A 23,501-nucleotide genomic window follows, 5' to 3' on the forward strand; every position below is an offset into this window, starting at 1 on the left:
AACTCATGGCTGGCAGCGGCACCGCGCATCTACGCGGCGATCAGGCACTCCTGCGCGTCGAGGACCTCGTCGTGGAATACCCCACCAGCGCCGGCACCGTGCAGGCGGTCTCCAAGATCAGCTTCGATGTACTGCCCGGTGAAACCCTGGGCATCGTAGGGGAATCCGGTTGTGGAAAATCGACCACCGGCCGGGCGGTCCTGCGTCTGGACCGGGTCACCGCGGGCCGGATCCGGTTCGGCGACGATTGGATCGAAAAGGCCGACGAAAAGGCCATGCGGGTGCTGCGGCGCGACATGCAGATGATCTTTCAGGACCCGGTCAGCTCCCTGAATCCGCGCCGATCCGTCAAGGACATCGTCGTGGAAGGGATGGCCGTGGCGGGCGCCGGAAAAGCTGACCGCGCCACCACGTCGGCCAAGGTCCTCGACTCGGTGGGTCTTTCCCCGGAACGGTATTCAGATGTCCTCCCACGCGCGCTCTCCGGTGGACAAGCCCAACGGGTGGCCATCGCCCGCGCCCTGGCGCTGAACCCGCGACTGTTGATCTGCGACGAACCCGTCTCCGCACTCGACGTATCGGTGCAAGCCCAAATCCTCAATCTCATCGAAGAACTCAAAGCGGAGTTCGACCTCACCGTGGTGTTCATCGCCCACGACCTCGGCGTCGTGCGCACCGTCAGCGACAAGGTCATGGTGATGTACCTGGGCAAGGTCTGCGAGTTCGGCGACTCGGTCCAGGTGTACGACAGTCCCGCTCACCCCTACACCCGGGCGTTGCTGGACTCGGTGCCACTGACCGACCCCGACAAGGGATTCGCCGGACCGGCACTCGAAGGCGACGTACCCTCACCTCTGGCCCCGCCGACCGGATGTCGTTTCCGCACTCGCTGTCCCAACGCCCAGGATCTCTGCACCACAACAGAACCCGAGGTCAGAGAGATTCGATCCGGACAGTTCGCCGCCTGTCACTTCCCGCTCGAATCAACGCCCGGGAGCAACGAAGCGAGCTCGGTCAAGACACTTGTGGGTTAGTGCTACGCGAGAACGGTTTCCCGTGCAGCGCGCAGCACCAGATCTGGCCGTCGCAGTGGTCAGCGGGCTTTGAGTACGCCGTCGACGACACCGATCATGTTCTCTCCAAACATCTTCCGCGAGAACCCTTCGGCCCATGTGCGGATTCTCTCTGAGTCGAACTCTGTCGGATCGAATGCCTCCATGGCGTGGGCGAGCCCGCTGACCACGTGTTCGTCGTCACCGGTGGGAACAAGCATCCCGGTCTCGCCCGGGATGACCGTGTCGAGCGCACCGCCCTCGCCCAAGGCGATCACCGGTGTCCCGGTGGCCATCGCCTCGACCGGAACGATGCCGAAGTCCTCGACACCGGGCATTATCAGAGCTCGTGCGCGCCGGTAGAGCGCCAGTAGTTCATCGTGGGGGAGTCGCCCGGCAAAGATCGTGTCGGCAGCGGCCAGCTCTTTGCAGACGTCCATCCATCGGCCGTCGCCCACGACGACGAGTCGTTTACCGGCCCGCCGCGCGGCCATGATCGCGAGATCCGGTCGTTTGTAGGGCACCAGACGACCGGCGAGCAGGAAGAAGTCCTCCCGCTCGATCGAGTGGTCAGGCGTGAAACCGTCTGTGTCCACGGGTGGATGCACCACCACTGCTTCCCGGCCCCACCAGCGGTGAATCCTGTCGGCGACCTCGCTCGAGTTCGCGACGATCTGCGTGAGCCGGTCCACGGCTTTCAACTCATCCCGACGCGCCACCCGCGCCAGTCCCGCGAGCACGGCCGCACCGGCGGCGCCCCCGGCTTCTTGCGCACGAAAGGCGGGGTCCCAAGCCCAGCGCGCCGGGCTGTGCACGTATGCGATCACCGGGGCGTCGGTGGCGAAGGCGGCCTGCGTGGCAAACGCGTGATGACTCACCACCACCGCATCCACCGCACCCAGTTTCATGCCGCGAAAGGCTCTTGGCAGCAACGGCATTAATGGGGCGTAAGAAGACTGCCCCAGCAAGCGGTAAGCGCCGTCGACCCATGTCGTCACCGGGGGGGACGACAGGCCGGCCGGTATGCCCGCCGGACGGGCAATGGGAACGTGGACGGCAGCATGCGGCCACGTCACGGACATCTGCTCGACCACATGTTCAGAACCGGCGATCTCCGTGAATCGCTCGTGGACTATCGCCAACCGGGGACCGGTCATGATTGCTTCGGGGACTCGCGACGGGTGGCAATCACTCGGCGTGGACCCATTTCATCCGGGACCCCAGACAATTGAGAATTGCGGATATTCACGCAAAGTCGCCCTTCGCTTGCCGAGAAATGCAGCTGAAGAACTGCCGCTGCCCCAGTAAATGGTCAGTTCGTTCGTGTCCGAAGATATCATTTTCTCTTGGAGGTCGCCGTGTCACCGCGCGAATAACTGTTTCACCGATTTGTCAGACCTGCGATAATGAATTCGTGGACACTTCCCGCGCCGCTCAGGCGAGCTGCGACAGCGTGTTACCCGTTGATGTGCTATTTGATGCCCGGCATATCCGTCAGAGCGGTATCGGCACTTACATCAGGACACAGATCCCGTATCTCGAACAGGTGCTGGGCGATCGTGGATTCACTCTGGCGATACTCACCGATCGAGACGCGATACCTGTGATCAGCGCAAACACGCGTGTGATTCTCTCCGACCCTGCCGATGCCCGGATGTATTCGGCGCAGGAACAGCGTGCGTGGGGTCGTGCATTGTCCCTGACGCGTCCCCAGGCACTGTGGGTCCCGCACTATCCTTTTCCTCTTGCTCTATTGTCTCCACGCCGTCGAAACGTGCGATTTTTTTCCACGGTGCACGACACCCTCCATATCGAAGACAACAAGTTGAGCGATCAGAATCTGGCCAAGAACGTGTACGCACGGACAATGCTGCAACTCGGCGCACGACGGGCGGAAACAATTTTCACGCCGTCCCAGGCGACCGCGCGTTCCATGGCCGCGATCGCACCTTCGGCCGAGATACTGGTGACTCCCATCCCAGTTGACGATATTTGGTTTTCTCCCCCCGAACCCACACCGTCACCGATTCAGCCGCCGTATGTGTTGTATGTCGGCAACATCAAGCGGCACAAGAACCTGCCGGTGCTTCTCGATGCGTTTGCGGCGATAGCGGATTCGGTGCCGCACAAACTGGTGATTGCCGGTGGCGATGAGTCGCTCAGAACGCTCGACGAGCGAGTCAACCGGCTCGTGGACAGCCTGGGTGACCGTGTGCAGCTGACGGGCAGACTTCCCTTTGACCAGTTGCGCGCTCTGGTCGCGCGCGCGGACATGCTTGTGATGCCATCGCTTTACGAGGGTGCCGGCCTCCCGCCGCTGGAGGCAATGGCATCGCACACCGCTGTCCTGTCGTCGAACATCCCGGTCCTGGTGGAAACGTGTGGTGACGGCGCTGAGTATTTCGACCCGCATGACGCTGCGGCGTTGGCGCTGCTCATGAAGAAGTACTGCAATGATGGCGCCGCCAGGGCATTGTTGAGTGATCGTGGGCAGCTGCATGTCAAGCGGCGCCAGTCGGAGATTTCGTCGCCGGTGACGGCCGAGGCGATCTGTTCGGTATTGAAGAGGAGATCCATTGTCTGACAGGTCGTCGGCGCTATCGCGTCGTAGTTTTCTCGGTGTGCTTCCGGCAGCGTTGGCGCTCACCTCGTGTTCCGCCGCCTTGCCCGTATCCACCCACGCCGTTCGCCTCGTCGCCGACGACGGCGAGATCCGCGATGTCCGCGCTTTCGGCGCCGTGGGTGATGGCGTACACGATGACTCCGTTGCCATCCGCAACGCCGTCTCCGCGTTGAGGTCTGGAGACGTCTTACGTTTCCCGTCTGGCCGGTATCGCTTCGCGGAGCGTAATCCGACAGGCGCCGCGGCGATCTCGATAGCCGGGATCTCCGACGTTTCCATCGACTTCGACGCAGGCGCCGAACTGTTGATGGACAATCTCGACGCCAACGGTGCCGGCACGAGCCACGGCATCGTGCTGCGCGGCCCGTTGGAGCGCGTATCACTCCAGAACGTGACAGTGCGGTGGACAACCCAGCCGGCGCAGCGGTCCATGGGCGACGGTATCCGCGTGGTGGGCTACCCATCGGAAACGTCCGCCGTCCCCAGTGGTTGGACCGGCTCCAACGGTCCGGCGAGCGGGGTGAGCCTGCTGAACTGCAGCGTGGAGTCGAGCCCGCAGGCGGGTGTGATCATGATGGGCGTTTCCGACATCACTGTCGACGGCCTGCACGTCGAGAACACCATGGCCGACGGACTTCATTTCAACGCGTGCCGCCGCGGAAGCATCGAACGCTTTTCAGCGACCAATACTGGTGACGACGGTCTGGCCCTGGTGACCTATCACACCGCGGTGAACCAGTTCGACAATGCTTCCGAGACCTTCTCGTTCCCCGCTCTGACCGGGTGGTCGAATGCCGACTTCAGCATCTCCGATGTGGTCGTGACGGGCGGTGCGGCGAACGGGATGCGTCTGGCCGGTGTCAACAGGTCGACGATCACCGGGGTAACGGTCAGTGGCAAGACGAATGGTGCAGGTGTCATGGCCGATTCGGCCGCGGCTGACTCAAATGCCGGGTGGCGCTACGTGGCATCGCGAGGAGTGAGCCTCACCGGGCTCTCCATTGAGAACTCGCAGATGGGGTTGCACGTACTCGCAAGACCGAACGGGTCAACCGGCGACGCGTTCAGCCGTTTCGACCTCGACATCTCGGGGGTCACCGTATCCGATTGCCGTAGTTGGTCCGTTCTCATGGAATCAGTCGCAGCACAACCGGTCACGGGTGTCCGACTGGCGGATTGTTCCGTGACCGACACAGAGATCGCCCAGGGCACCGGGGCGGTCGGGTTGCAGACCGCGCAGGGCATGTCATTGGGAACCGTCTCCGTGACGAGCACGAAGCCGGGGCTGGCGTTCTCTGCTCACAACTCACCGGACTTCGAGATCGACCAGCTCAGCGTGACGGTGACCGGCCCTCCGATCAGTTCCGAAGGTGGCGGACCATTCGTCCAGTTCCTCGGCTCGTCCGGGGCGGTGTCGACCGCGGAATTGGTCTGGACGCAAGCGCCTTCGGGGTGGCTGCCGATCTTGATCTATAGCGACCGGTGCGTCGGTGGGACACCCGGAAACACCGAGGTGACCATCGGCGCCGTGACCACCAACCCGCCGAAGGGAGAGCCGATCTTCGTCGCCTGCCGATGACGAACCCGATGTCCCATCGGCCCTTGGTCAGACGATTGTTTTGACGGGACGGGACGCAGGTGCCAGCAGATGAGTACCTGACAATCGTTTGCCTCGTTTGCGCACGCTGCGGACCAGTGGCCTCGGAAAGTCATTGAGCACAACGCCGCACATGCGGACTCCGGCCAATGACAAGCGCTCGAGGGCAGCACTCAGCTCTGCGTACCTGGTGTGGTCGGACCGCGCCACCAGCAGGATGCCGTCGGCCCAACGTCCCAGCACGAGCGCATCGGATCGGGTACCCAGCGGTGCGGTGTCCACGATGATGTAGTCGGCGCGAGCGGCGAGATCTGCCAGTCCGGTGCGCATCCGACCGGTGCCGATCAGCTCGGACCAACCGGCCGCGGCGGGACCGCTTGAGATGAGCGAGAGTTTCGAATATCTACTCGCGGAGACATATCGGCCGATGTCACCGTCACCCAGAAGGTAGTTGGACAACCCGGCCGGTGCGGCCAGGTCCCCGGAGCCCTCGGAGTCGGGTGGGGCGGCGTCGACGTAAACGACCTCGTTTCCACTCTCTGCGAGAGCGGCTGCGAGATTCACCGCGACCGCTGTCTTGCCGTCGCCGCCGACCGCGCTCGAGACGACGATGGTCCGGCAATCGCCTTGGCCGGGTTCGTGGTCGGCGATCACGGCGCGAAGCCGGCGGAATGCTTCGGCCGCGGGACCGTCTCTTCGGAAGTCGACGAGACCGGATTCCAGTGCCTTGTCGGCAGGAATGCCTGCCAACACCGGCCCGGACAGAAACTTGCCGAGTGCGCCCGCATCCTGAACCCTTCGGCTCACCTGTTTCCGCAGATACGCGTAGAGCAATCCGACCAGCAGTCCTGCGACCACGCCGAGTGCGGTGTTGCGCACATACTTCGGGCCGCCCTCGGCGTCGTCGGACAGAGCCGGGCTGATCACGGACAACCGCACCGGGTCGGCGTCCACCGTCGTCGGCTGTTCGGGCGTAGAGGTGATCCCGTCCACCGTGGCCGGCTGTTCGGGGGCAGGGGTGATCCCGTCCACCGTGGCCGGCTGCTCGGGCGCAGAGGTGATCCCGTCCAGCGCCGAGACGGTGCCCGGAAGCGCTTGTGCCAGGCCGTTGGCAAGCTCTGCGGACGTGTCCGCGTCGTCCGCGCGGACCGTCACCGTCAGGATCGCGCTTCCGACGTTGGCGCTGGCCGTGGTCATTTCACGCACATCGGAGATCGACATCGCCAGTCCGGTGTTTTCAAGCGCGGTTTCGATGACCAGGTCAGAGGTCAGCAATTTCGTGTACGCCTCGGTCCGCTGGCGACTCATACCATCGGTGTCACCGAAGTGGGGCGTCTGGTAGATCACTGCCGACGACTCGTAGCTCGGCGACTGCGCGGTGGTCAGGACCGCACCCAGGATCCCGCCGACCAATGCTCCCAACAGTAAGACGATCCACCGACTGCGGACCGCGGCAACCGCGCTGCGTAGCCATTCGCTACCCACATTGCCCGGTCGATATGCAGTACCTGCAAAGTTGCTAGTCAAGTGACTTCACATTTCCTCTCGGAACCATGCGTTCCAGCTTTCCCGATGGACGGTCCCCGTGCCGCCAAGAACACGCAAACAAGCGTCAGAAGTACGAGGAAAAGGGTAATTCCCTGGGTCAACAATTGAATACGCCACACTTCGGCAAAGCAGTAGGCAATAACCCCGGCCGATCCGGCAACCACTGGTCCGTATGTCAGGAACCGCCCGAAGACGTAGCCGGCCAGCGGAAACAGCAGAAGCGTGTAAAGCCATCCCCACGCTCCAAAATCTGCGTAGGTATCGGCGAATTCGGAGTTGGTCGTGAAGTTCGGCGCAAATGAGACAGTGAAGTCGTACGAGTCGGCGCCCAGTGATTCCTTGGCCCGGACCTCGTGCGCCGGGACCAGGAAGCTGGGTAATGCCGCCGCCGCCGAGTCGACCGGGGCCCCGGGGTTGTCGAAGGATCCGCGCATGACCGCGTCCGCCACCCCCATGGACACCTGCGCAGGCACGGCGAGGTATGCGCCGGACTGGTAGAGGTTCATCGCGATCGGATTCGACACACCCGCATCGCGGTAGTAGTTGCCGTTTCGGATGTAGTTGAGTGCGGTGAGGAGCGTGAACATGAGCGCAACCGCGACGAGCAGCTGCCAAGGCCGTACCGATTTACGGTCGGCACCCGCGGATTCGCGGGGAACCGCGGTCTGCAAGACGACGTACACCACGACCGCCATCAGCAGCGAGAGGCGAGAGGCAACCATCGAGTTGGCCACCAGTAGGAGGACTGCCAACAGCATGAAACCGGGGTGCAGCACCTTCTTTCGCCACAGGTAGACGCTGATGGGTGCCGCCAGGATGGTCGCGTACCGAAGCGTGGCGATACCGGCCGAATCCGGTAGCGCCTCCGTGAATGTATTGCCGGTCTGGGTGGTCAAAGCGTCGCTGATCGATGTCGCGGCGGCGATTCGGGAGTACGCATATCCGACGCCGATCGCGGACACCGCGAGGATGAGGAAAAAGTACCGCCGCTCGAACGTCGGACCGGTGGTGCGCTCGACGAGTTCCGGTGTCGGCGTTGTCCCGAGCCCCAGTCGCCAACCGACTGTCGCCAGGACAACGACGGCTCCGTACCAGACAGCCAGCAACGTCACGCCGGGAACGGTGAACGGGGCCGGTTGAAGAAACCCGCGCAGATCCATCCATGAGCCCGCCGGGCATCCCCCGGCCGAACACCAGCCGATCAAGGACGCCCACGCAATGAACGACCCGAGGACCGGGATGAGGATTACAACGGCCGGCGCGAGCCACCATGTCGGTGCATTGCTACGCGGCGGACTCTCCGCGGCCGATTTCGGCAGAAAATCAAACTGCATGATGGTGGCGGGGTGTGATTGCGCAACAATTCTGCGGCCGGGCGGGATCGAAATATCGACCGGTGGAAAAGGATGTCGCACAACCCACCGCTGAGTCCTCTCCATCACAAACCAAAGTGGCTCGATCTCAGCGAGCAGGGCAACCAATCCGTGACATAGACTACTACAGGTGGAGCGGACATTTCGGTGCAGAAGTGCAATAACGCACTTGCTACCAGGAATTGCCCCAACCAGATTGAATCCCGCTGGCGAGAATATTCGGGCGTCGCATCGTGGAGCGGTCCACGACACCTATTTCGAAGAATTCATGGACGTGACCGGCGAGGCCGACGTGTGGTGACACGAATACGGTCAGTGGTTGACGGGAAGCGCGTCGAGCCGCTGGTGCAAATCGCCGCCGGGCTGGCACTCAACGCTTTCCCGGCAATTTTCGTCGCAGTATTCGCGCGCGTCGCGCCGATCGACCAACAGGGTCGCCTGGCCGTTTCGCTGGCGATCGGAACCTATGTGGCCCAGCTGCTGTCGGCGTTCGTGGTCGAGTCCCGCCTTGCCACCCCAGAAGCGGACCACAAGATAAAGATGCCCTGGTGGATGGCATTGCTGAGCCTTGTATCCGGCACCCTTCTCATCGTGAGTCCGCCGGTACCGCCGACGGTCGTCACGCTGGTCGGCGTGCTGGGACTGTCGTCAGGGTTGCTGATGGCCCGGACGATCGGAGTCGTTCGGGGCAGTTGGAAGCTCGAATCGGTTGCCGCAGCAGTCCTCATGGTGGGCGCTCTGGGGGCCTTGATCCTTGCCGTGGGTGACAACTCCAACTGCGTAAGGGTTCTGGCCGCGGGTGCCCTGCTGGCCATCCTCATCAGGTGTTGGCCACTGCCGGACCGGCGGGAATCAGGTTTGCCGCCTGACCTGACCAGAGCTGCGTGGGTCACCGGCGAGACCGCGACGGTTGGCATGGTGCAACCCGCATTGGCGTCCTTCATCCTGGTGATCCTCGGCCCGTCGGCAGCTGTTGGTTTCCGGGTTGTCTCAACCATTTCGGGAGTTCTCGAACCGATCCTTGCCTATGGCCGCGTGCGTCAGCTCGCCCACGGGCACAAGGGCGAGGTGGCAGGCGTCGCGTTGATCCTTGTTGTCGGCACGGCGGCGATCTTCGGCAGTGCCTACCTGGGAGTGTGGAGCTTGATCTTCGGCCCCGCCTGGAGCAGCTCCCTGTATGTCGGTTTGGCGATCGCATGCCTGTGGAAGGTGTGCATGCTGATCACCACCATTCCCTTTGCCGCGCTGCGACGAGCGGGACAGACGAAGATGGTCTTCTGGCTCAGAGCTGCGAACACCGCGCTCTACGTCGTGCTGGGACTGGCCTTCCTGTTCGGTTTCCACTCCAGCACTGCTGTATTCGTCTCGTTTGTCATCACCGAGGTACTCATGTTCGTGCCTTATCACGTGGCCGCGTCGAGATTGGCGCCGGAATACAACTCGGTCTTCGTGAGCAGGAAGCGAGCTCATGGACTCGCGTCCGACAGGGCATGAAGGCTCTATCGGAAGATCATTCGGCGCGCTTGAGCACTGCGAGCACGGTCAGCAGCAGTATCTTGATGTCCAGCCACAGCGACCAGTTCTCGATGTAGTAGTTGTCCCATTCGGCACGGTCGGCGATGGACGTCTGTCCGCGCAGGCCGTGGACCTGAGCCCACCCCGTGACGCCGGCCTTGACTCGGTGCCGCTCGCCGTAGCGGCGGATCTGCGCCTCGAAAAGGGTTACGAATTCGGGACGTTCGGGCCGAGGTCCGACCAGGCTCATGTCACCCCGAAGGACATTGAGGAGCTGGGGGAGTTCGTCCATCGACGTCGTCCGCATGAGCTTTCCGATCCGTGTCCGTCGATCGATACCCTCGACACCGCCCGGTGCGTTGCCGACTTTCGGAACATACGCCGGCGTCGCGGGATCGGGTAGCCGCATCGACCGGAACTTGAGGCAGCCGAAGACCTGCCCGTCACGCCCCACCCGTTGTTGAGCGAAGAAGATCGGCCCGGGAGAACTCAACCGCACCAACAATACGAGCAACAGGAACAGGGGTGAGATCGCCAGCAGGATAAGGCCCGCGGTGACGCGGTCGCTGATGTGTTTGGCGCGAAATTGCCACCCGCGTGGATTGGTGTGGGGCACAGATAGCAATGGCATACCGCCGATATGGTCGACGGCGCTCTTCGAGCCGATCACCTCGTACATGCGGGGTACCACCCACACCCGTAGTCCGTGGCGGTGCGCGATGCGGACCGCCGCCGTCAGCATCTCCCAGCGAACGTTTGTGAATGCCACGACGAGACGTTCGGCCTGTGTGCTGGCAATCGCGTCTTCCAGCTGGTCAACAGTGCCCAGGTACGGCACCTGGTCGGTGTCGAGCCTTTGGTCACCGCGGGTGAGGGTTTCGGCCGACAGCACGCCGACGGGGTTCATGCCGTGCTCCGGAGCCGCGATCATCCGATCGATGACATGTTGGGTGACCGGTCCGGACCCGATGACCAGCGTGGGGGAGACCAGGTGGGAGTGCCGTTGCAGGCGACGTTGGACCACCACACGGAGAAGACGCCCGAGCGGAATGAGAATGCTGGCACACACCCACAACTTCGTCACGGCAATCCCGGGCCGATCGGTGATCCCGAAAATGACCAGGTTGCACAGCAAGAGCATCGTCGCGATCGCGGCAGAGGAGAGGATTCCGTAGAACTCATCGAGGAATCGGCGGTTGAGTGAGCGGCGATACAACGATCGCAACCCCATCACGATCACGACGACGGGAACAAACATCGCGAGCCACCACATGGGTGGGTGGGGTGAATCCGACGAGACCACCCACCACCAGGCGAGTGCGACCGCGATCGACGCAGACAACACATCTATGGAAATTGTGGTGATGGTGCTCAACGGATCGGTCCGGATGAGTTCTCCGAATGTTCTTCGAGTATTCGGAGAATTACGCGGGGGGCCACTGGGTGCAGTCGAGGTTTCGACCTCGAGCAATTGTGGCAATTCCCACTCCATTCATGGCAAGGTCAGATCACTCATAAAATTTGGTGCACTCACAATTAAACACACTCTATATGCGGTGTCGCAATACACGCTCGGTTCGAGCGCGGATTATTGGTCTCAGTCGGCCTTGAATTAAAATCGGGTGCCGAGATATTAATGATCGAAAATGGAGTTTTGGACAACGTCGGCAAGGTCGGTCATGATCTGAATCTCGCCGCTGGACCAATGATGCGGATCGGTGTCCCAGGCGCAGAGCGTACCCACCGCCTGACCCGCGTCGTCGACGATCGGGATGCCGATGTATGCGCCGACCGCACCACTTCGGGCGGCCGAATGATCCCCGAGTACCGGATGGTCGGCGATGTCGTCGATGATGAGCGGGGATCCGCTGGCGACCACGTACACGCAGAGCGAATCGGCAAGGGGATACGTCCGGCGGTCCCCGATGTCACCTGAGCGGTACGCGATCCCGGCGTGTACCTGCTCGACGTCTGTGATGATGTTCAGGGCGGCGTACGGGATCCCGATTGCTTCGATGGTCATACCGACGATCTGATCGACCGCCGGATGAGGTCCCGGCTCGAGCAGTCCGGTGTCGGCGATCGCTCGCAACCGCTCGCTGTCGCCGAGCACCGACCAGATGGGGGACTGCGAGTCTCCGTCGGGCAAACGCAGGCCTTCGAGAATGGCGAGAAGAGCGGGATCGGCATATGCACCGGTGACGGCTGCGAAATGGTCGCGAGGGGTGCGTTCGGAACGGTCCGGAGAATCCGTGATCGTCTCTTCTCGTTCACCCACTCCGTGATCGCTCGAATTGGCAGAACTTTTCGCGTCCGTCGAGCGCAGTGGATCCATTTCTCATCTTTCGTGAAGCGGTAGCACGCTTTTGTACTACCGCGAACGGCCTGTCGAGTGCACATTTGGTGCCGCCGCTGTGCCTGCCAGACCATCAATAACCCGGTCGGCCAGGGAGGACCCAGTCCGAGTATGCCGTGAGGATGCCTTTCGCGACCATTTGGGACGACGACGTTTCGCGACGGCTATCTCAGGATTGACGATTGATCATCTTGTGGATGGCCACGAAAACAGCTCTACCTATAGCGAACCGCTCCAGTTGCGTCGTGCTGCAACTGGAGCGGTTCGTGGAAGTGGAGCGGATCAGTGAACCGCGGTTCAGGACTGAGCGGAAGTCAACGCCTCGTTGAAGGTCTTGCTCGGTCGCATCACAGCAGTCGCGGCCTCGGTGTCCGGCAGGTAGTAGCCGCCGATTTCGACGGGCTTGCCCTGGGCGTCGTTGAGCTCTTCGACGATGGCAGCTTCGTTCTTGGACAACGTATCTGCCAGTGCGGCAAAGTGTTTCCGCAGTTCTTCGTCCTCGGTCTGGTTGGCCAGTTCCTGTGCCCAGTACAGGGCGAGATAGAACTGGCTTCCGCGGTTGTCGAGTTCGCCGGTGGTGCGTGAGGGACCCTTGTTATTTTCCAGCAGCTTGCCGGTCGCCGCGTCCAACGACTTGGCCAGGATCACCGCCCTGGCGTCGCCGGTCTTCTTGCCGAGGTCTTCCAAACTGACGGCGAGAGCGAGGAACTCGCCGAGCGAATCCCAGCGCAGATGGTTCTCTTCCAGCAACTGCTTGACATGCTTGGGAGCCGAACCGCCTGCGCCCGTCTCGTACAAACCGCCACCGGCCATCAGCGGCACGATGGAGAGCATCTTGGCGCTCGTGCCGAGTTCGAGGATGGGGAACAGGTCGGTGAGGTAGTCGCGGAGGATGTTGCCCGTCGCGGAGATGGTGTCCAAGCCGCGGACCACTCGCTCGAGGGTGTACCGCATGGCGCGGACCTGCGACATGATCTGGATGTCGAGGCCCTCGGTGTCGTGATCTTTGAGGTACGTCTTGACCTTCTTGATCAGCTCGTTCTCGTGCGGGCGGTACGGATCGAGCCAGAAGATGACCGGCATCCCGGAATCGCGGGTGCGCGACACGGCCAGCTTGACCCAGTCGCGGATCGGGGCGTCCTTGACGATGCACAGACGGAAGATGTCGCCGGCCTCTACGTTCTGCGACAGCAAGACCTCACCGGTGGCCAGGTCGGTGATGTTGGCGACGCCGTCCTCGGAGATCTCGAAAGTCTTGTCGTGTGAGCCGTACTCCTCGGCCTTCTGTGCCATCAGGCCGACGTTGGGGACGGTGCCCATGGTGGTCGGATCGAATTGGCCGTTGGTCTTGCAGAAGTTGACCATCTCTTGGTAGATGCGAGAGAAGGTGGACTCCGGGTTGACGGCCTTGGTGTCCTTGGGCCGACCATCGGCGCCCCACATCTTGCCGCCGGCCCGGATCATCGCGGGCATGGAGGCATCGACGATGACGTCACTTGGCGAGTGGAAGTTCGAGATACCCCGTGCCGAATCCACCATGGCCAGTTCCGGCCGGTGTTCGTGACACTTGTGCAGGTCCTCGATGATCTCGTCACGCTTGGACGCGGGCAGGGACTCGATCTTGCTGTACAGGTCCGAGAGGCCGTTGTTGACGTTGACGCCCAGCTCGTCGAACAGATCGCCGTGCTTGGCGAATGCGTCCTTGTAGAAGACCCGCACGGCGTGGCCGAAGACGATGGGGTGCGAGACGCGCATCATCGTGGCCTTGACGTGGAGCGAGAACATGACGCCCGTCTCGTAGGCGTCCTCCATCTGCTCCTCGTAGAACTCGATCAGGGCCTTCTTGCTCATGAACATGCTGTCGATGACGTCACCGTCGGTCAGGGAGACCTTGGGCTTGAGGACGATCGTCTTGCCGCTCTTGGTCAGCAGTTCCATCTTCACGTCGCGGTCGCCGTCGACGGTCATCGACATCTCGCCGTGGTAGAAGTCGCCTTCGCGCATGTGTGCCACGTGGGTCCGCGAGGCCATCGACCACTCGGTCATGCTGTGCGGGTGCTTGCGGGCGAACTCTTTGACGGCCTTCGGTGCGCGGCGGTCCGAGTTACCCTCGCGGAGAACCGGATTCACGGCGCTGCCGAGGCACTTGGTGTAGCGATCCCGAACCTTGACTTCTTCGTCGGTCTTCGGGTTGCCCGGGTAGTCGGGGAGTTTGTAGCCCTTTGCCTGGAGTTCTTTGATGGCCTCGACAAGCTGCGGCACCGAGGCGCTGATGTTCGGCAGTTTGATGATGTTGGTCTCGGGCAGTTGTGTCAGACGGCCCAGTTCGGCCAGGTTGTCCGGCACACGCTGGTCATCCGTCAGGTAATCGGGGAACTCGGCAAGGATGCGGCTCGCAACGGAGATGTCGCTCGACTCGATGTTGATGTCGGCCGCACCGGCAAACGCACGTACAACCGGGAGGAATGCGTGTGTCGCAAGCATCGGCGCCTCGTCCGTCAGGGTGTAAATGATGGTCGGCTGCTTTGCGTTCATATTCGCCTTCGTCTCCAGTTTCGTCGCGTCATGCATTGGTCCGTCTTCCCCCGTGTTCGTAATCCTAAGACCCGAGGCCCCTGTGAGCGCGGACACCTCGGAAGCACTCTATAGCTGCGGCCACAATTGCGGACCGGAACTGTCCTCTATAGGTCATAACGTGGGCACTGTTCCCATCAGTTCCCGAAAGGACTCGATCATGGCCGGCACCTACACCTCCGTCACTCTCACTGTCCCCGTCACCGGCGAAAAAGCGGACATCTTGACGCTTCTCTCCGACCAGCGGGCACTACTGAAAGTGACGGCACGCAACCTCACCGACGCCAAGGCCCGCACGCGGACGACTGTCAGCGAACTCACCATCGGCGGTCTGATCAAGCACCTGGCGCAAGGTGAACGCGGGAATGCACAGACGATTCGTGAGCGCGACGAGAATGCCGAGTTCGATATGAGCGAGGTCGGCGACGCATACACCCTCCGCGACGACGAGACGCTCGCGTATTGGCTCGACGAATATGATCGCGCCGCCGCCGACTACGACCGCGTCATCGCGGAGGTGGCCAGCCTGGACGAGTTGATCCCACAGCCGACCGCCCCCTGGCAGCCCGAGCGGGACTGGTGGACAGTGCGCAAGATGGCATTGCATCTGCTGCGTGAGACCGCGCACCACTGCGGGCACGCCGACATCATCCGTGAGGCCCTTGACGGACAGAGCACCATGGCAGCCATCTCGGAGGGTTCGGACTGGGCCGACCTTCCTGCCGAGTGAGCCGCCCGGACACCGCGCGGGGCGGCGTGGGTGTCCCTACGTGGCGTCGGGCCGAGTGCGTTCTCGCACGGCGTTGAACGTGACGGTGACACGGTCGTTGCGATGTCGGCCGTAGGTCACCAGGAGCACGCGACCGTCGTCGTCGAACAGGGTTGATTCGAGAAAGAGCAGAGGTGTGCTCTCGGGCACGCCCAGAATGGTCGCGACACCGGCATCGGCGGCGACCGCCGAGACCGCGCGAGCCGCCGATGCGATGGACCTCTGTTGTCCCATCTCGATGTACGCGTACACGTCGCCGGCCGCGACGGTCTCGTCGATGACATCAGCGGCAACCAGGGGGAGCAGATAGGTGCGTAGTTCCACGGGCGTGCCATCAGCAGACTCGACCCGTTCGAAGACGGCCAGACGCGTTGCATCTGCAGGCAGGTCCAGACTCGTTCGCAGGGTGTCCGGGATCGACTCGAGAACGCTCAATCCCAGGAGGGCGGAATCGAGCCGTGCGTAGCGCCCCGCAATCTCCGAGCCGTCCAACAACCTGTCGAATCTGTACCGACTCGGGATCATGCCGGGGAAGCTGCCGGTTCCGACCTGACGCCGAATACGTCCCTCATCGGCCAGTAGGTGCAACGCTTCGCGGACGGTGTTTCGCGATGCACCATGACCTTTCGAGAGGGCGGACTCGTCAGGTAGTCGTGTCACTTGATCGGGTTGGTGCTCGAGTGTGCCGCTGAGGATGTCCCGTAGGCGACGTGCTTCCTCGCGACGACGCTCACCGGTGCGAACCCGGAGGGCATGGCTGGTGACGCTCCGAGGGAACTTTCCGTACTCCACACCACGTACATCTACGGAACCGGTGTTGCTGCAACGAAACGGTGAGGTTACCAACACGGACCGCCCGCCGCGGGAAGGTCTGATCAGCCCGTGTGGTGGGTGGCGAAGCCGGATTGGTCGACGGTGGTTGCAGCCCCGTGAGCTGCCCGAACACGTCGGGGGTTGATGTCGGATGCCCGGCGAAACGCGAGTGTTACGGCCCCGCGACCGACGGGCAATCTGACGGGAACACCATCTCCCATAGCAAGATCGCATCATGTGTCCAGAGATGCGTTCACCGACCATGCATGTGCGGCTGTGTCCGCTCAGGAGGAATGCCCCGTGATTTGTACGCGTCCAATAGTCAGGACCTTTGGGGTCACTGCAGCCGTCGCCGCCACGTTGATGGTGGCCGCCTGTGGCGGCAGTTCATCGGATTCGGGAAGCTCGGCCGATCCCAACGCGCCGATTTCCGTGAAGGTCAGCAGCCTCAATCTCTGCGATGAGCGGTACCTCTACTGGGGCGTCGAGAAGGGTATCTTCGCCGAACACGGGCTCGACGTCACCGTTGTGCCCGGAGTCGGTGGCGCGCCGGGGATCGCGGCGTTGCAGCCCGGTGAGGTCAATCTCGCGTTCACCGATCCGTTCAGCATCTTCCGTGCCGAGGCGCAGGGAATCGATCTGACTGTTGTCAGTGCCGCCTACACAAGCGCTCAGCCACCCGCGCCACAGGCCGGTGGTGTCGCGGTGAAGAAGGGGTCGGACATCAAGGGCGCCGCCGACCTCGAGGGCAAGACGGTTGCCGTCAACGAACTCGCAGGCATCAACCAGATCATGATCGAGAACTGGGTGCGTGAGGCCGATGGCGATCCCTCGAAGGTCGAGTTCGTCGCACTACCCTTTCCCGAGCTCGGACCGGCCGTCGTGTCGGGTCGAGTCGACGCAGGTCAGCTCCCGGCCTCGGCTCTCGCCATGAACGCGGATGCCCTGGACTCCATCGGCAACGCGTTCACATCCGCGAATGGTGGCTACGCGATCTATGCGACGTATACGGGCATGACCGACTGGATCAAGGATCATCCGGGCGTGGAGGACAAGTGGCTTGCGGCGCTGAACGAGTCGATTGAGCAGATTCACGACCCGGCAAACGAGGCGGAGTCCTTCGAGATCGCCAGTGCCGTCTGCAAGACGCCTGCCGCCACGTTGTTGGAACTGCCAGGGAACACCATCACGTCGTCCATCGACATGGCGGTCCTCGAGGACATGGCCCAGATGGCACTGAAGTCCGATCAGCTCGAGAGCATGCCCGACCTCGAATCCCTGGTGGTTCCAGGCGTCCAGGTCGACTGAGTTCGGCTGACCCCGACTCCCGAAAACAGCTATGGCCCCTGGGGGATCCGGGGGCCATAGCTGTTGGCCGCCCGCTCGCCCAGCCGCGCCCGTGGTCGCGCGCCCAGGGGTGTTGGTGCGGGTAGATATTTGACGGTCCCCGGTCGTGGTGTGGGTGGCGGGCAGTTGATCCGGGCCGATGGCGCCGAAAGCACGTCGAGACCTATCATCTTGGTTGACATGACGGTATCGCGCATTACAAGATACATCGCATGAGGTGGGCGGAGAGCGGCGCGGCATGACGCAGATGAAAGAAGAAGCGTCGATCGTGGTGCCGGCGGCCGCCTCCAAAAGCCGATACCGATGGGTTGTGCTGGCCGCAGGTGTTTTCGCCCAGGCTTCGGCAGCGTCGGTGCTTCAGGGCATGCCCAGCCTGTCGCCCATGTTGCGATCGCAATTCACCCTGTCGCTCACCGCGTTGGGTTTCGTGTTGGCCGCAAGCACGATCGGGCTGATGTTGTTTCTCGTGCCGTGGGGCTTTCTGGCCGACCGGATCGGTGAACGGTGGGTCATGACGGTCGGCCTCGTGCTCGGCGCCTGCGGCTTGATCGGTGCCGCCCTCTCGGCATCGGTGTGGACCCTGATGGTGTCGATGGCGCTGGCCGGGGCCTCCTGCGCAAGTGTGAACGCCGCCAGTGGGCGTGCGGTCATCCTGTGGTTCCCGCGCTCCGAACGCGGCCTTGCGATGGGCGTTCGGCAGACCGCGATCCCCCTCGGTGCGGCCGTGGCGGCAGTGACGTTGCCGGCGGCGGCCAGGGGATGGGGGCTCAGTGGTGCGCTACTCCTCGCGGCGGCTGTCTGCGGCGTCGGTGCGGTCGTGGTGGTCGTGTTCATTCGCGAACCTGACAGGCCGGTGGAGGCGGAGGAGCGGACGCACGAGTCCGAAGTTCACGCAGGCAGCACCCGCGTCCTCGTGCAACTGTGCGTCGTTTCGTTTCTTCTTGTCGTGCCGCAATTGACGGTCGTGGGATTCCTGGTCGTCTATCTGGTTGATGGACACGCGATGTCGGCGATCGCGGCGGCCGGAGTGCTCGCGCTCGTCCAACTCGGTGGCGGCGCAGCACGTATCGGACTCGGTGCCTGGTCGGATCGCAAGGGAATGCGTCTGGCCCCGTTGCAGCACGTCGCCGTGGTGACCAGCGTGCTGTTCGGGCTCGCCGTCGTCGGTGAGATGATCGGCGGGGCCGTCGCGGTCATCGTGTTGGTATGCGCCGGTCTGTCGTCGATCAGCTGGAATGGCCTGGCGTTCACGGCGATCGGGGAGTTGGCCGGACCCACCAGAATCGGGCTTTTGCTCGGCGTGCAGAACACCGCAGTCGCGGCGGGGATGGCGATCACTCCACCGCTGATGGGGGTGATCGTCGAGGCGTCGTCGTGGCCATTCGCCTTCGCGTGCGTCGCCTGCGTCGCGGCGGTTGCCGCGGTGTTGTTGAAACGGATCAGAGTTGCCACCCGGCCGACGTCAGCAGGCTGAAACCCTCTGCTGTGACTTGCCCGCCGGGACATCGGATAGAGCGATCCGCCCCTGCCTGCAGCCCATGAAGGGCTACCGGCAGGGGCGGATCTGTTCCTGTACTAGGTCCAGGCCGGGAAGTCGGCCTTACGGATCAGGCAATGCACGCCCTTGACATCGTCCACAACCTGGCTGACCACGAAATCACCTGCGGCACTGAGGTACAGATAGGCAATGGACTCCGGAACGAAGGCGACCTGGCTGAGCAGTCGGATGGCCTCACGGACACACTTTTTCATGGCTTCGTTGAGATCCTGATCCAACCCCATGGCAATCCAGTGGGTGGGGCTCTCGCCGAACGGTCCGTCGATGCCCCCGGTGGCGGGATAGGCCTGCGCCGCAGAGAGAACCGTCAGCCGAACGGTCGTACGCAGCGACGCCTCGAGCGCGGTCAACGAGACCTCGCCGTTGCCCTGTGCGAAGTGGGGGTCGCCCATGTAGTAACCGGCGCCGTCCACCTGCACCGGTAGGTATATCGTCGACCCCAGTCCCAGGTCGCGGACGTCCAGATTGCCGCCGTGTGCCCCGGGCGGGATGGTGTTCAGGGCGACATCGGTGTTCGCGGTGAGTCCGGACAGGCCCATGAACGGACTGAGCGGGAACGTGATTCGCCGCTTGTCACCCCACCGCATCGTCGCGGTGAACTCGTCGACGTCCGCAGTGCAGAACTGGCTGATGATCGGTACGGGCTCACCCGTCTCGTCGCTGACCGGGCGTTCGCCTGCCAATGCGCCCAGGCCGTGACGGCTCGAGACGACGCCGTAGGGCACTCGGGGTGTGAGGTCGAGGTACTCGACCTTGAGGATGTCGCCGGGCTTGGCGCCGTCGATGTGAATCGGTCCGGTGACAACGTGTGGGCCATCCGGCCCCCTGGTGTGGACCACGTCGGATGCGGCCAGTTCAACGAGGTCTTCGAGGACATCCCCCGCCGATACGCCGTGAGAGCCGAAGTATGACAGTGGATCTCGTCCCTGATCTTCCATCAGCCCCTCATGGGAGATGGTGTCGATGGTGACGGTCTCGCCGGAGGCGATGGTGAGAACGGGTTCACGGTCCGGAGTCGGCAGCCGTCCCCACGACACCGTCTTGGGGGACGCGGCCACGTAGTGATCGCCGAGACGTTCCCCGGAATGTGGTTGCAAGATGGGCATGGAGGATGAACCTTTCGAGCGAGGAAAAAGGGTGAGGGGCGGGTGCCTGGGGCGGGGCACGAGTTTCTCGCCCCACCATGGACGTTAGTGACCGATCGCTGCCCTTAGGTTACGTACATGTTGCATTACGAGACGTTGTCCCACATTGCTTGACGGTCGGTCTCAGGGCTCTTACCCTTTTCGTATCCGCTGGCGAACGGTGGTCACACGTGGGCGTCAACGGCTTCCACGCATACGAAAGGCAAGGTCCGTGTCCGAACCAGGCAACAACCGCCGTCGGGGGCCCGCAGGTGCAGCATTTGTGCGCCTCGCGGTCCCTGACATGGCCGCCACCATCGAGTTCCTCGAATACCATGTCGGCCTTGCCACCGAAGGCCATGACGACACCCACGCCTACCTTCGGGTCGGCCTGGAACACCACAGTATCGAACTGATCTCGGACCCGTCACTGACCGAGTTCCGTTACGACGGTGTGGGTTTCCACGTCGCCGATGAAGATCTTGCCGATCTCCGGAACCGGGTTGCCGAGTCGGGGCATGAGATCTTGCCCTTGACCGATGGGACAAAAGGGCTGTGCCAGGAAGGCTTTGCGGTTCGTGACCCCAACGGCACTCTGGTGGAGTTGTTCACGGGCTTCCTCGAATATGCGGAGACGCCGTGGCCGGACCTGAGGCCGCAGCGACTGGTCCATCCGTTCATCGTGACCGACAAGTACGAGCAGACCCTGGCCTTCTACCTCGATGTCCTCGGGTTCATGCCGTCTGACTATGTCGAAGATTTCACGGCGTTTCTGCGGTGTGAAGATCGCTATCACCACAGCCTGGCAATCCGCCGGAGTACGAAGTTCGCACTCGAGCACCTGTGTTTCATCATGGGCGATCTGGACGGTGTGATGCGTCGCCGTGCGCGAGCCCAGTACAAGGGCGTGAAGATTCTCGGCGACGTGGTGAACCACTCGGCGTCGACCTCGATCGCGTTTTATCTGTTCGATGAAAAACACGGGCCCCGTTACGAACTCTGTGACGGACACCGCATCTTCTCCGCGGAGGAACACGAGACGCACCGTCCCCGTCGTCTCAAACGAGATCCGCGGAATATCGATATCTGGCGTGCGGAGGCCGATGACCGGACCTGGGCACACTGACCCGCCGAGCACCGACTCGACAGGCATCGACAGCCTGCTCGGGGCGATCGGTGTTCTCACCGCACAGCCGACACCGCGGGGTGAAGAGCGGCAGACCGCGTATGCGCTCGCCCGGTGGGCAGGCCTGCGCTGGCCGGCCTTGTCGTTCACGGTGGACGAGATCGGCAGCGCTGGCGCGAACCTGGTGTGCTGCACCAGGGTTGCGTCGCGCGACGATCTGCTTGTGTACTCCCACCTCGACACGTCCCTGACGGGGATCGGGTCTGCCGATCACGACATCACCGGGTCCTGGGCGGATGCAGCGGTGGGCTTCACCAGGCGGGCGGATGCCGTCTCGGCGTTCGGTCTCGGGGTCGCGCGCGGTCCGGCGGCGGCGGCACTGGTCGGATTTGCCGGTGCTGCAACGTCGTTGCCGACATCCGCACCGCGCTCCCTGCGATTGGTACTTGCCGGTGGCGGAACGCATGAGAACACGCTTGGTGAGCATCCCGGTCCTGCCGATGCGGTCTACAGCGGTCTGAAGGACCATCTCGAGGCCTATCCGCCCCCTGGCGCCGCGATTGTCGCGAAATGCGGTCCGCCGGGCGTGCTGTGGGAGGAACCGGGAGCGGGATACCTGCGTATCCGGGTTTCGGGTCAGCGGGGTGCGGTGCTCAGCCGCGACCGTGCGCAACCATCCGGTGGCCTCCCCATCCACATCGGCGCGATGTGCGCCGCATTCGAGGACTGGCGCCACCGGCTGACGCACAGTGGCCACCGCGATGGTCAGATCGGGCGTGAGGCGGGGATCGGCGCGGTCAGGACGGGTTCGGTTCGCAAACCCGATCTGTTGCCGTCCCATGTCGATCTCTACGTGTATCTCGTCACGATGCCCGGCGATGTCGTCGCCGACCTGGCCGCCGATCTCTGTTCGTCAATGGACCGGGCCTTCGCGGGCAGTCCCCTCGAGGGCTGCACTGTCGCAGTGGAGCTGACAACGCCGCAGGCTGCCGGTCTCACGTCACAAGATTCTGTGTTCGTGAACACTGCCCGCGCAGTATGGCAGAGTCACCACGGAAGAAGCGCCCCCGAAGTGACCGGTTGGACCGGATCCACAGACGGTGCGCTGCTCCGCGAGGCCGGTGTCGAAACCGTCCGGACAGGGCCGGTTAGTGTGGCGGACGACGACGATGCCGATCGCGACGTGTTGCGCGTCAGCGACCTGATGCGCTGTGCACATATCTACGCCGACATCGGTGGCAGATGGGCAGCTGGAGAGAAGAGGTGACGGTGGTGGCCAAGACGCCGGAAGAAAAGGGTGCGCCAGTCATCCAGGCGGTCGAACGTGCTGCCGTCATCCTGTCTGCCTTCACCCCGGCTCGTCCGCGATTGTCGCTGAACGAGATAACGGCGGCGCTGGGCACCAGTAAGGCGACGGCGCACCGCTACACCAAGGCGTTGCGCGAGGTGAACCTGCTCCGTTACGACCCCACCGAAACCGTGTATTCACTTGGCCCCCAGGTCCTCACACTGGCGGCCGCGGCCCGCTCCGGACTACCGGTGATCAAGCTTGCGGAACCGCTGATGGAGCAACTCCTCCGGGAGGTCCAGGAGACGGTTGTGCTCAGTGTGTGGGACGGCGAGAGCCCCATCGTGGTCGCCTCCAACGACAACACCGATCACGTTGCGCGCGTCGCCGTGCGCCTCGGTGCCAGGTTGTCGCCGACCGCGTCCGCGCAAGGGCGGGTGTTCTGCGCGTATCTCCCCGACGAGGAGGTCCCGATGCTGCGCCGCGAAATCCAGTCCGATCCCGAGTTCGCCGCCGAACTGGTGCGCATCCGTGAGAGTGGCGTCTCGGTCAAATCTCCTGTTGTCAACGGACTTCGCACGTTGGCGGCCCCCGTGTTCCAGGCCGACCACGTTGTTGCGGCACTGGCCGTGGTGGCGACGTCGGTCGCGAGCGATGAGCAGGTTCAGCGAAATATCGACGCGCTTCGCAGCAGCGCCGAACGTCTGTCGGCGGCCCTCGGCAACGGATGACATGTGTCGGCTGACCGACGCAGGTTGTTACAGCGGCGATACGATCCGCTCGTCATATTGCGAGATGGTATCCCGCATTGACGTAATCCAATTCGCGACTTAGCCTC

General features: G+C 63.1%; 18 protein-coding genes. 10 read left to right on the top strand and 8 right to left on the bottom strand.

What is annotated here, in order from left to right:
* Nucleotides 1–5: 5 nt before the first annotated feature.
* A complete protein-coding gene (locus AC1D75_RS21500; protein ID WP_495517344.1) occupies nt 6–1,034 on the top strand; it encodes an ABC transporter ATP-binding protein in 1,029 nt (342 codons plus the stop codon).
* 59 nt (nt 1,035–1,093) lie between these two features.
* Here the strand turns inward: AC1D75_RS21500 and AC1D75_RS21505 are convergent, their stop codons facing one another.
* Nucleotides 1,094–2,209 carry a glycosyltransferase gene (locus AC1D75_RS21505; RefSeq protein ID WP_495517345.1) on the bottom strand — a complete coding sequence of 372 codons (1,116 nt, stop codon included), beginning with the start codon at nt 2,207–2,209 and terminating at the stop codon, nt 1,094–1,096.
* Between the two features lie 257 nt (nt 2,210–2,466).
* Between AC1D75_RS21505 and AC1D75_RS21510 the strand changes: the two genes are divergently transcribed.
* Nucleotides 2,467–3,636, top strand: coding sequence for a glycosyltransferase family 4 protein (locus tag AC1D75_RS21510; protein ID WP_495517346.1), 1,170 nt, complete (start codon nt 2,467–2,469; stop codon nt 3,634–3,636).
* The gene (locus AC1D75_RS21515; RefSeq protein WP_495517347.1) at nt 3,629–5,254 is read left to right on the top strand and encodes a glycosyl hydrolase family 28-related protein; all 1,626 of its coding nucleotides are present in this window, start codon (nt 3,629–3,631) and stop codon (nt 5,252–5,254) included. The genes AC1D75_RS21510 and AC1D75_RS21515 overlap by 8 nt, the downstream gene beginning before the upstream one ends.
* Before the next feature lie 27 nt (nt 5,255–5,281).
* Here the strand turns inward: AC1D75_RS21515 and AC1D75_RS21520 are convergent, their stop codons facing one another.
* A complete protein-coding gene (locus AC1D75_RS21520; protein WP_495517348.1) occupies nt 5,282–6,799 on the bottom strand; it encodes a tyrosine-protein kinase domain-containing protein in 1,518 nt (505 codons plus the stop codon).
* Nucleotides 6,796–8,154 carry a hypothetical protein gene (locus AC1D75_RS21525; RefSeq protein ID WP_495517349.1) on the bottom strand — a complete coding sequence of 453 codons (1,359 nt, stop codon included), beginning with the start codon at nt 8,152–8,154 and terminating at the stop codon, nt 6,796–6,798. The genes AC1D75_RS21520 and AC1D75_RS21525 overlap by 4 nt, the downstream gene beginning before the upstream one ends.
* 354 nt (nt 8,155–8,508) lie before the next feature.
* On the opposite strand from AC1D75_RS21525, the gene AC1D75_RS21530 reads away from it, so the two are divergent.
* Nucleotides 8,509–9,687, top strand: coding sequence for a polysaccharide biosynthesis protein (locus AC1D75_RS21530; RefSeq protein ID WP_495517350.1), 1,179 nt, complete (start codon nt 8,509–8,511; stop codon nt 9,685–9,687).
* 16 nt (nt 9,688–9,703) lie between these two features.
* On the opposite strand, the gene AC1D75_RS21535 is transcribed toward AC1D75_RS21530, so the two are convergent.
* From AC1D75_RS21535 to AC1D75_RS21545, 3 genes are all read right to left on the bottom strand, one after another.
* Nucleotides 9,704–11,200: a sugar transferase gene (locus tag AC1D75_RS21535; protein ID WP_495517351.1), complete on the bottom strand. Its 1,497-nt coding sequence runs from the start codon at nt 11,198–11,200 to the stop codon at nt 9,704–9,706.
* A 141-nt stretch (nt 11,201–11,341) separates the two neighbouring features.
* Nucleotides 11,342–12,043, bottom strand: coding sequence for a GAF domain-containing protein (locus AC1D75_RS21540; RefSeq protein WP_495517352.1), 702 nt, complete (start codon nt 12,041–12,043; stop codon nt 11,342–11,344).
* A gap of 318 nt (nt 12,044–12,361) precedes the next feature.
* Nucleotides 12,362–14,599: an NADP-dependent isocitrate dehydrogenase gene (locus tag AC1D75_RS21545; protein WP_495517353.1), complete on the bottom strand. Its 2,238-nt coding sequence runs from the start codon at nt 14,597–14,599 to the stop codon at nt 12,362–12,364.
* Nucleotides 14,600–14,798: 199 nt separating this feature from the next.
* Between AC1D75_RS21545 and AC1D75_RS21550 the strand changes: the two genes are divergently transcribed.
* A complete protein-coding gene (locus AC1D75_RS21550; protein ID WP_495517354.1) occupies nt 14,799–15,368 on the top strand; it encodes a DinB family protein in 570 nt (189 codons plus the stop codon).
* Nucleotides 15,369–15,404: 36 nt separating this feature from the next.
* Here the strand turns inward: AC1D75_RS21550 and AC1D75_RS21555 are convergent, their stop codons facing one another.
* Nucleotides 15,405–16,199, bottom strand: coding sequence for a GntR family transcriptional regulator (locus AC1D75_RS21555; protein WP_495517355.1), 795 nt, complete (start codon nt 16,197–16,199; stop codon nt 15,405–15,407).
* 321 nt (nt 16,200–16,520) lie between these two features.
* On the opposite strand from AC1D75_RS21555, the gene AC1D75_RS21560 reads away from it, so the two are divergent.
* On the top strand, nt 16,521–17,528 hold the full coding sequence (locus tag AC1D75_RS21560) for an ABC transporter substrate-binding protein (protein WP_495517356.1): 1,008 nt from the start codon (nt 16,521–16,523) through the stop codon (nt 17,526–17,528).
* A 277-nt stretch (nt 17,529–17,805) separates the two neighbouring features.
* A complete protein-coding gene (locus AC1D75_RS21565; protein ID WP_495517357.1) occupies nt 17,806–19,041 on the top strand; it encodes an MFS transporter in 1,236 nt (411 codons plus the stop codon).
* A gap of 101 nt (nt 19,042–19,142) precedes the next feature.
* On the opposite strand, the gene AC1D75_RS21570 is transcribed toward AC1D75_RS21565, so the two are convergent.
* The gene (locus tag AC1D75_RS21570) at nt 19,143–20,231 is read right to left on the bottom strand and encodes an acetamidase/formamidase family protein (protein WP_495517358.1); all 1,089 of its coding nucleotides are present in this window, start codon (nt 20,229–20,231) and stop codon (nt 19,143–19,145) included.
* Nucleotides 20,232–20,481: 250 nt separating this feature from the next.
* Here AC1D75_RS21570 and AC1D75_RS21575 point away from each other — a divergent pair, with 250 nt between their 5' ends.
* The 3 genes from AC1D75_RS21575 to AC1D75_RS21585 are packed head-to-tail and all read left to right on the top strand — an operon-like array spanning nt 20,482 to nt 23,394.
* Nucleotides 20,482–21,375, top strand: coding sequence for a VOC family protein (locus AC1D75_RS21575; RefSeq protein ID WP_495517359.1), 894 nt, complete (start codon nt 20,482–20,484; stop codon nt 21,373–21,375).
* A complete protein-coding gene (locus AC1D75_RS21580) occupies nt 21,353–22,642 on the top strand; it encodes a hypothetical protein (protein ID WP_495517360.1) in 1,290 nt (429 codons plus the stop codon). Before AC1D75_RS21575 ends, AC1D75_RS21580 begins: the two co-directional genes overlap by 23 nt.
* On the top strand, nt 22,618–23,394 hold the full coding sequence (locus tag AC1D75_RS21585) for an IclR family transcriptional regulator (RefSeq protein WP_495517361.1): 777 nt from the start codon (nt 22,618–22,620) through the stop codon (nt 23,392–23,394). Before AC1D75_RS21580 ends, AC1D75_RS21585 begins: the two co-directional genes overlap by 25 nt.
* The last annotated feature ends 107 nt before the right edge of the window (nt 23,395–23,501 follow it).

The organism is Williamsia sp. Y712 (assembly GCF_059445525.1).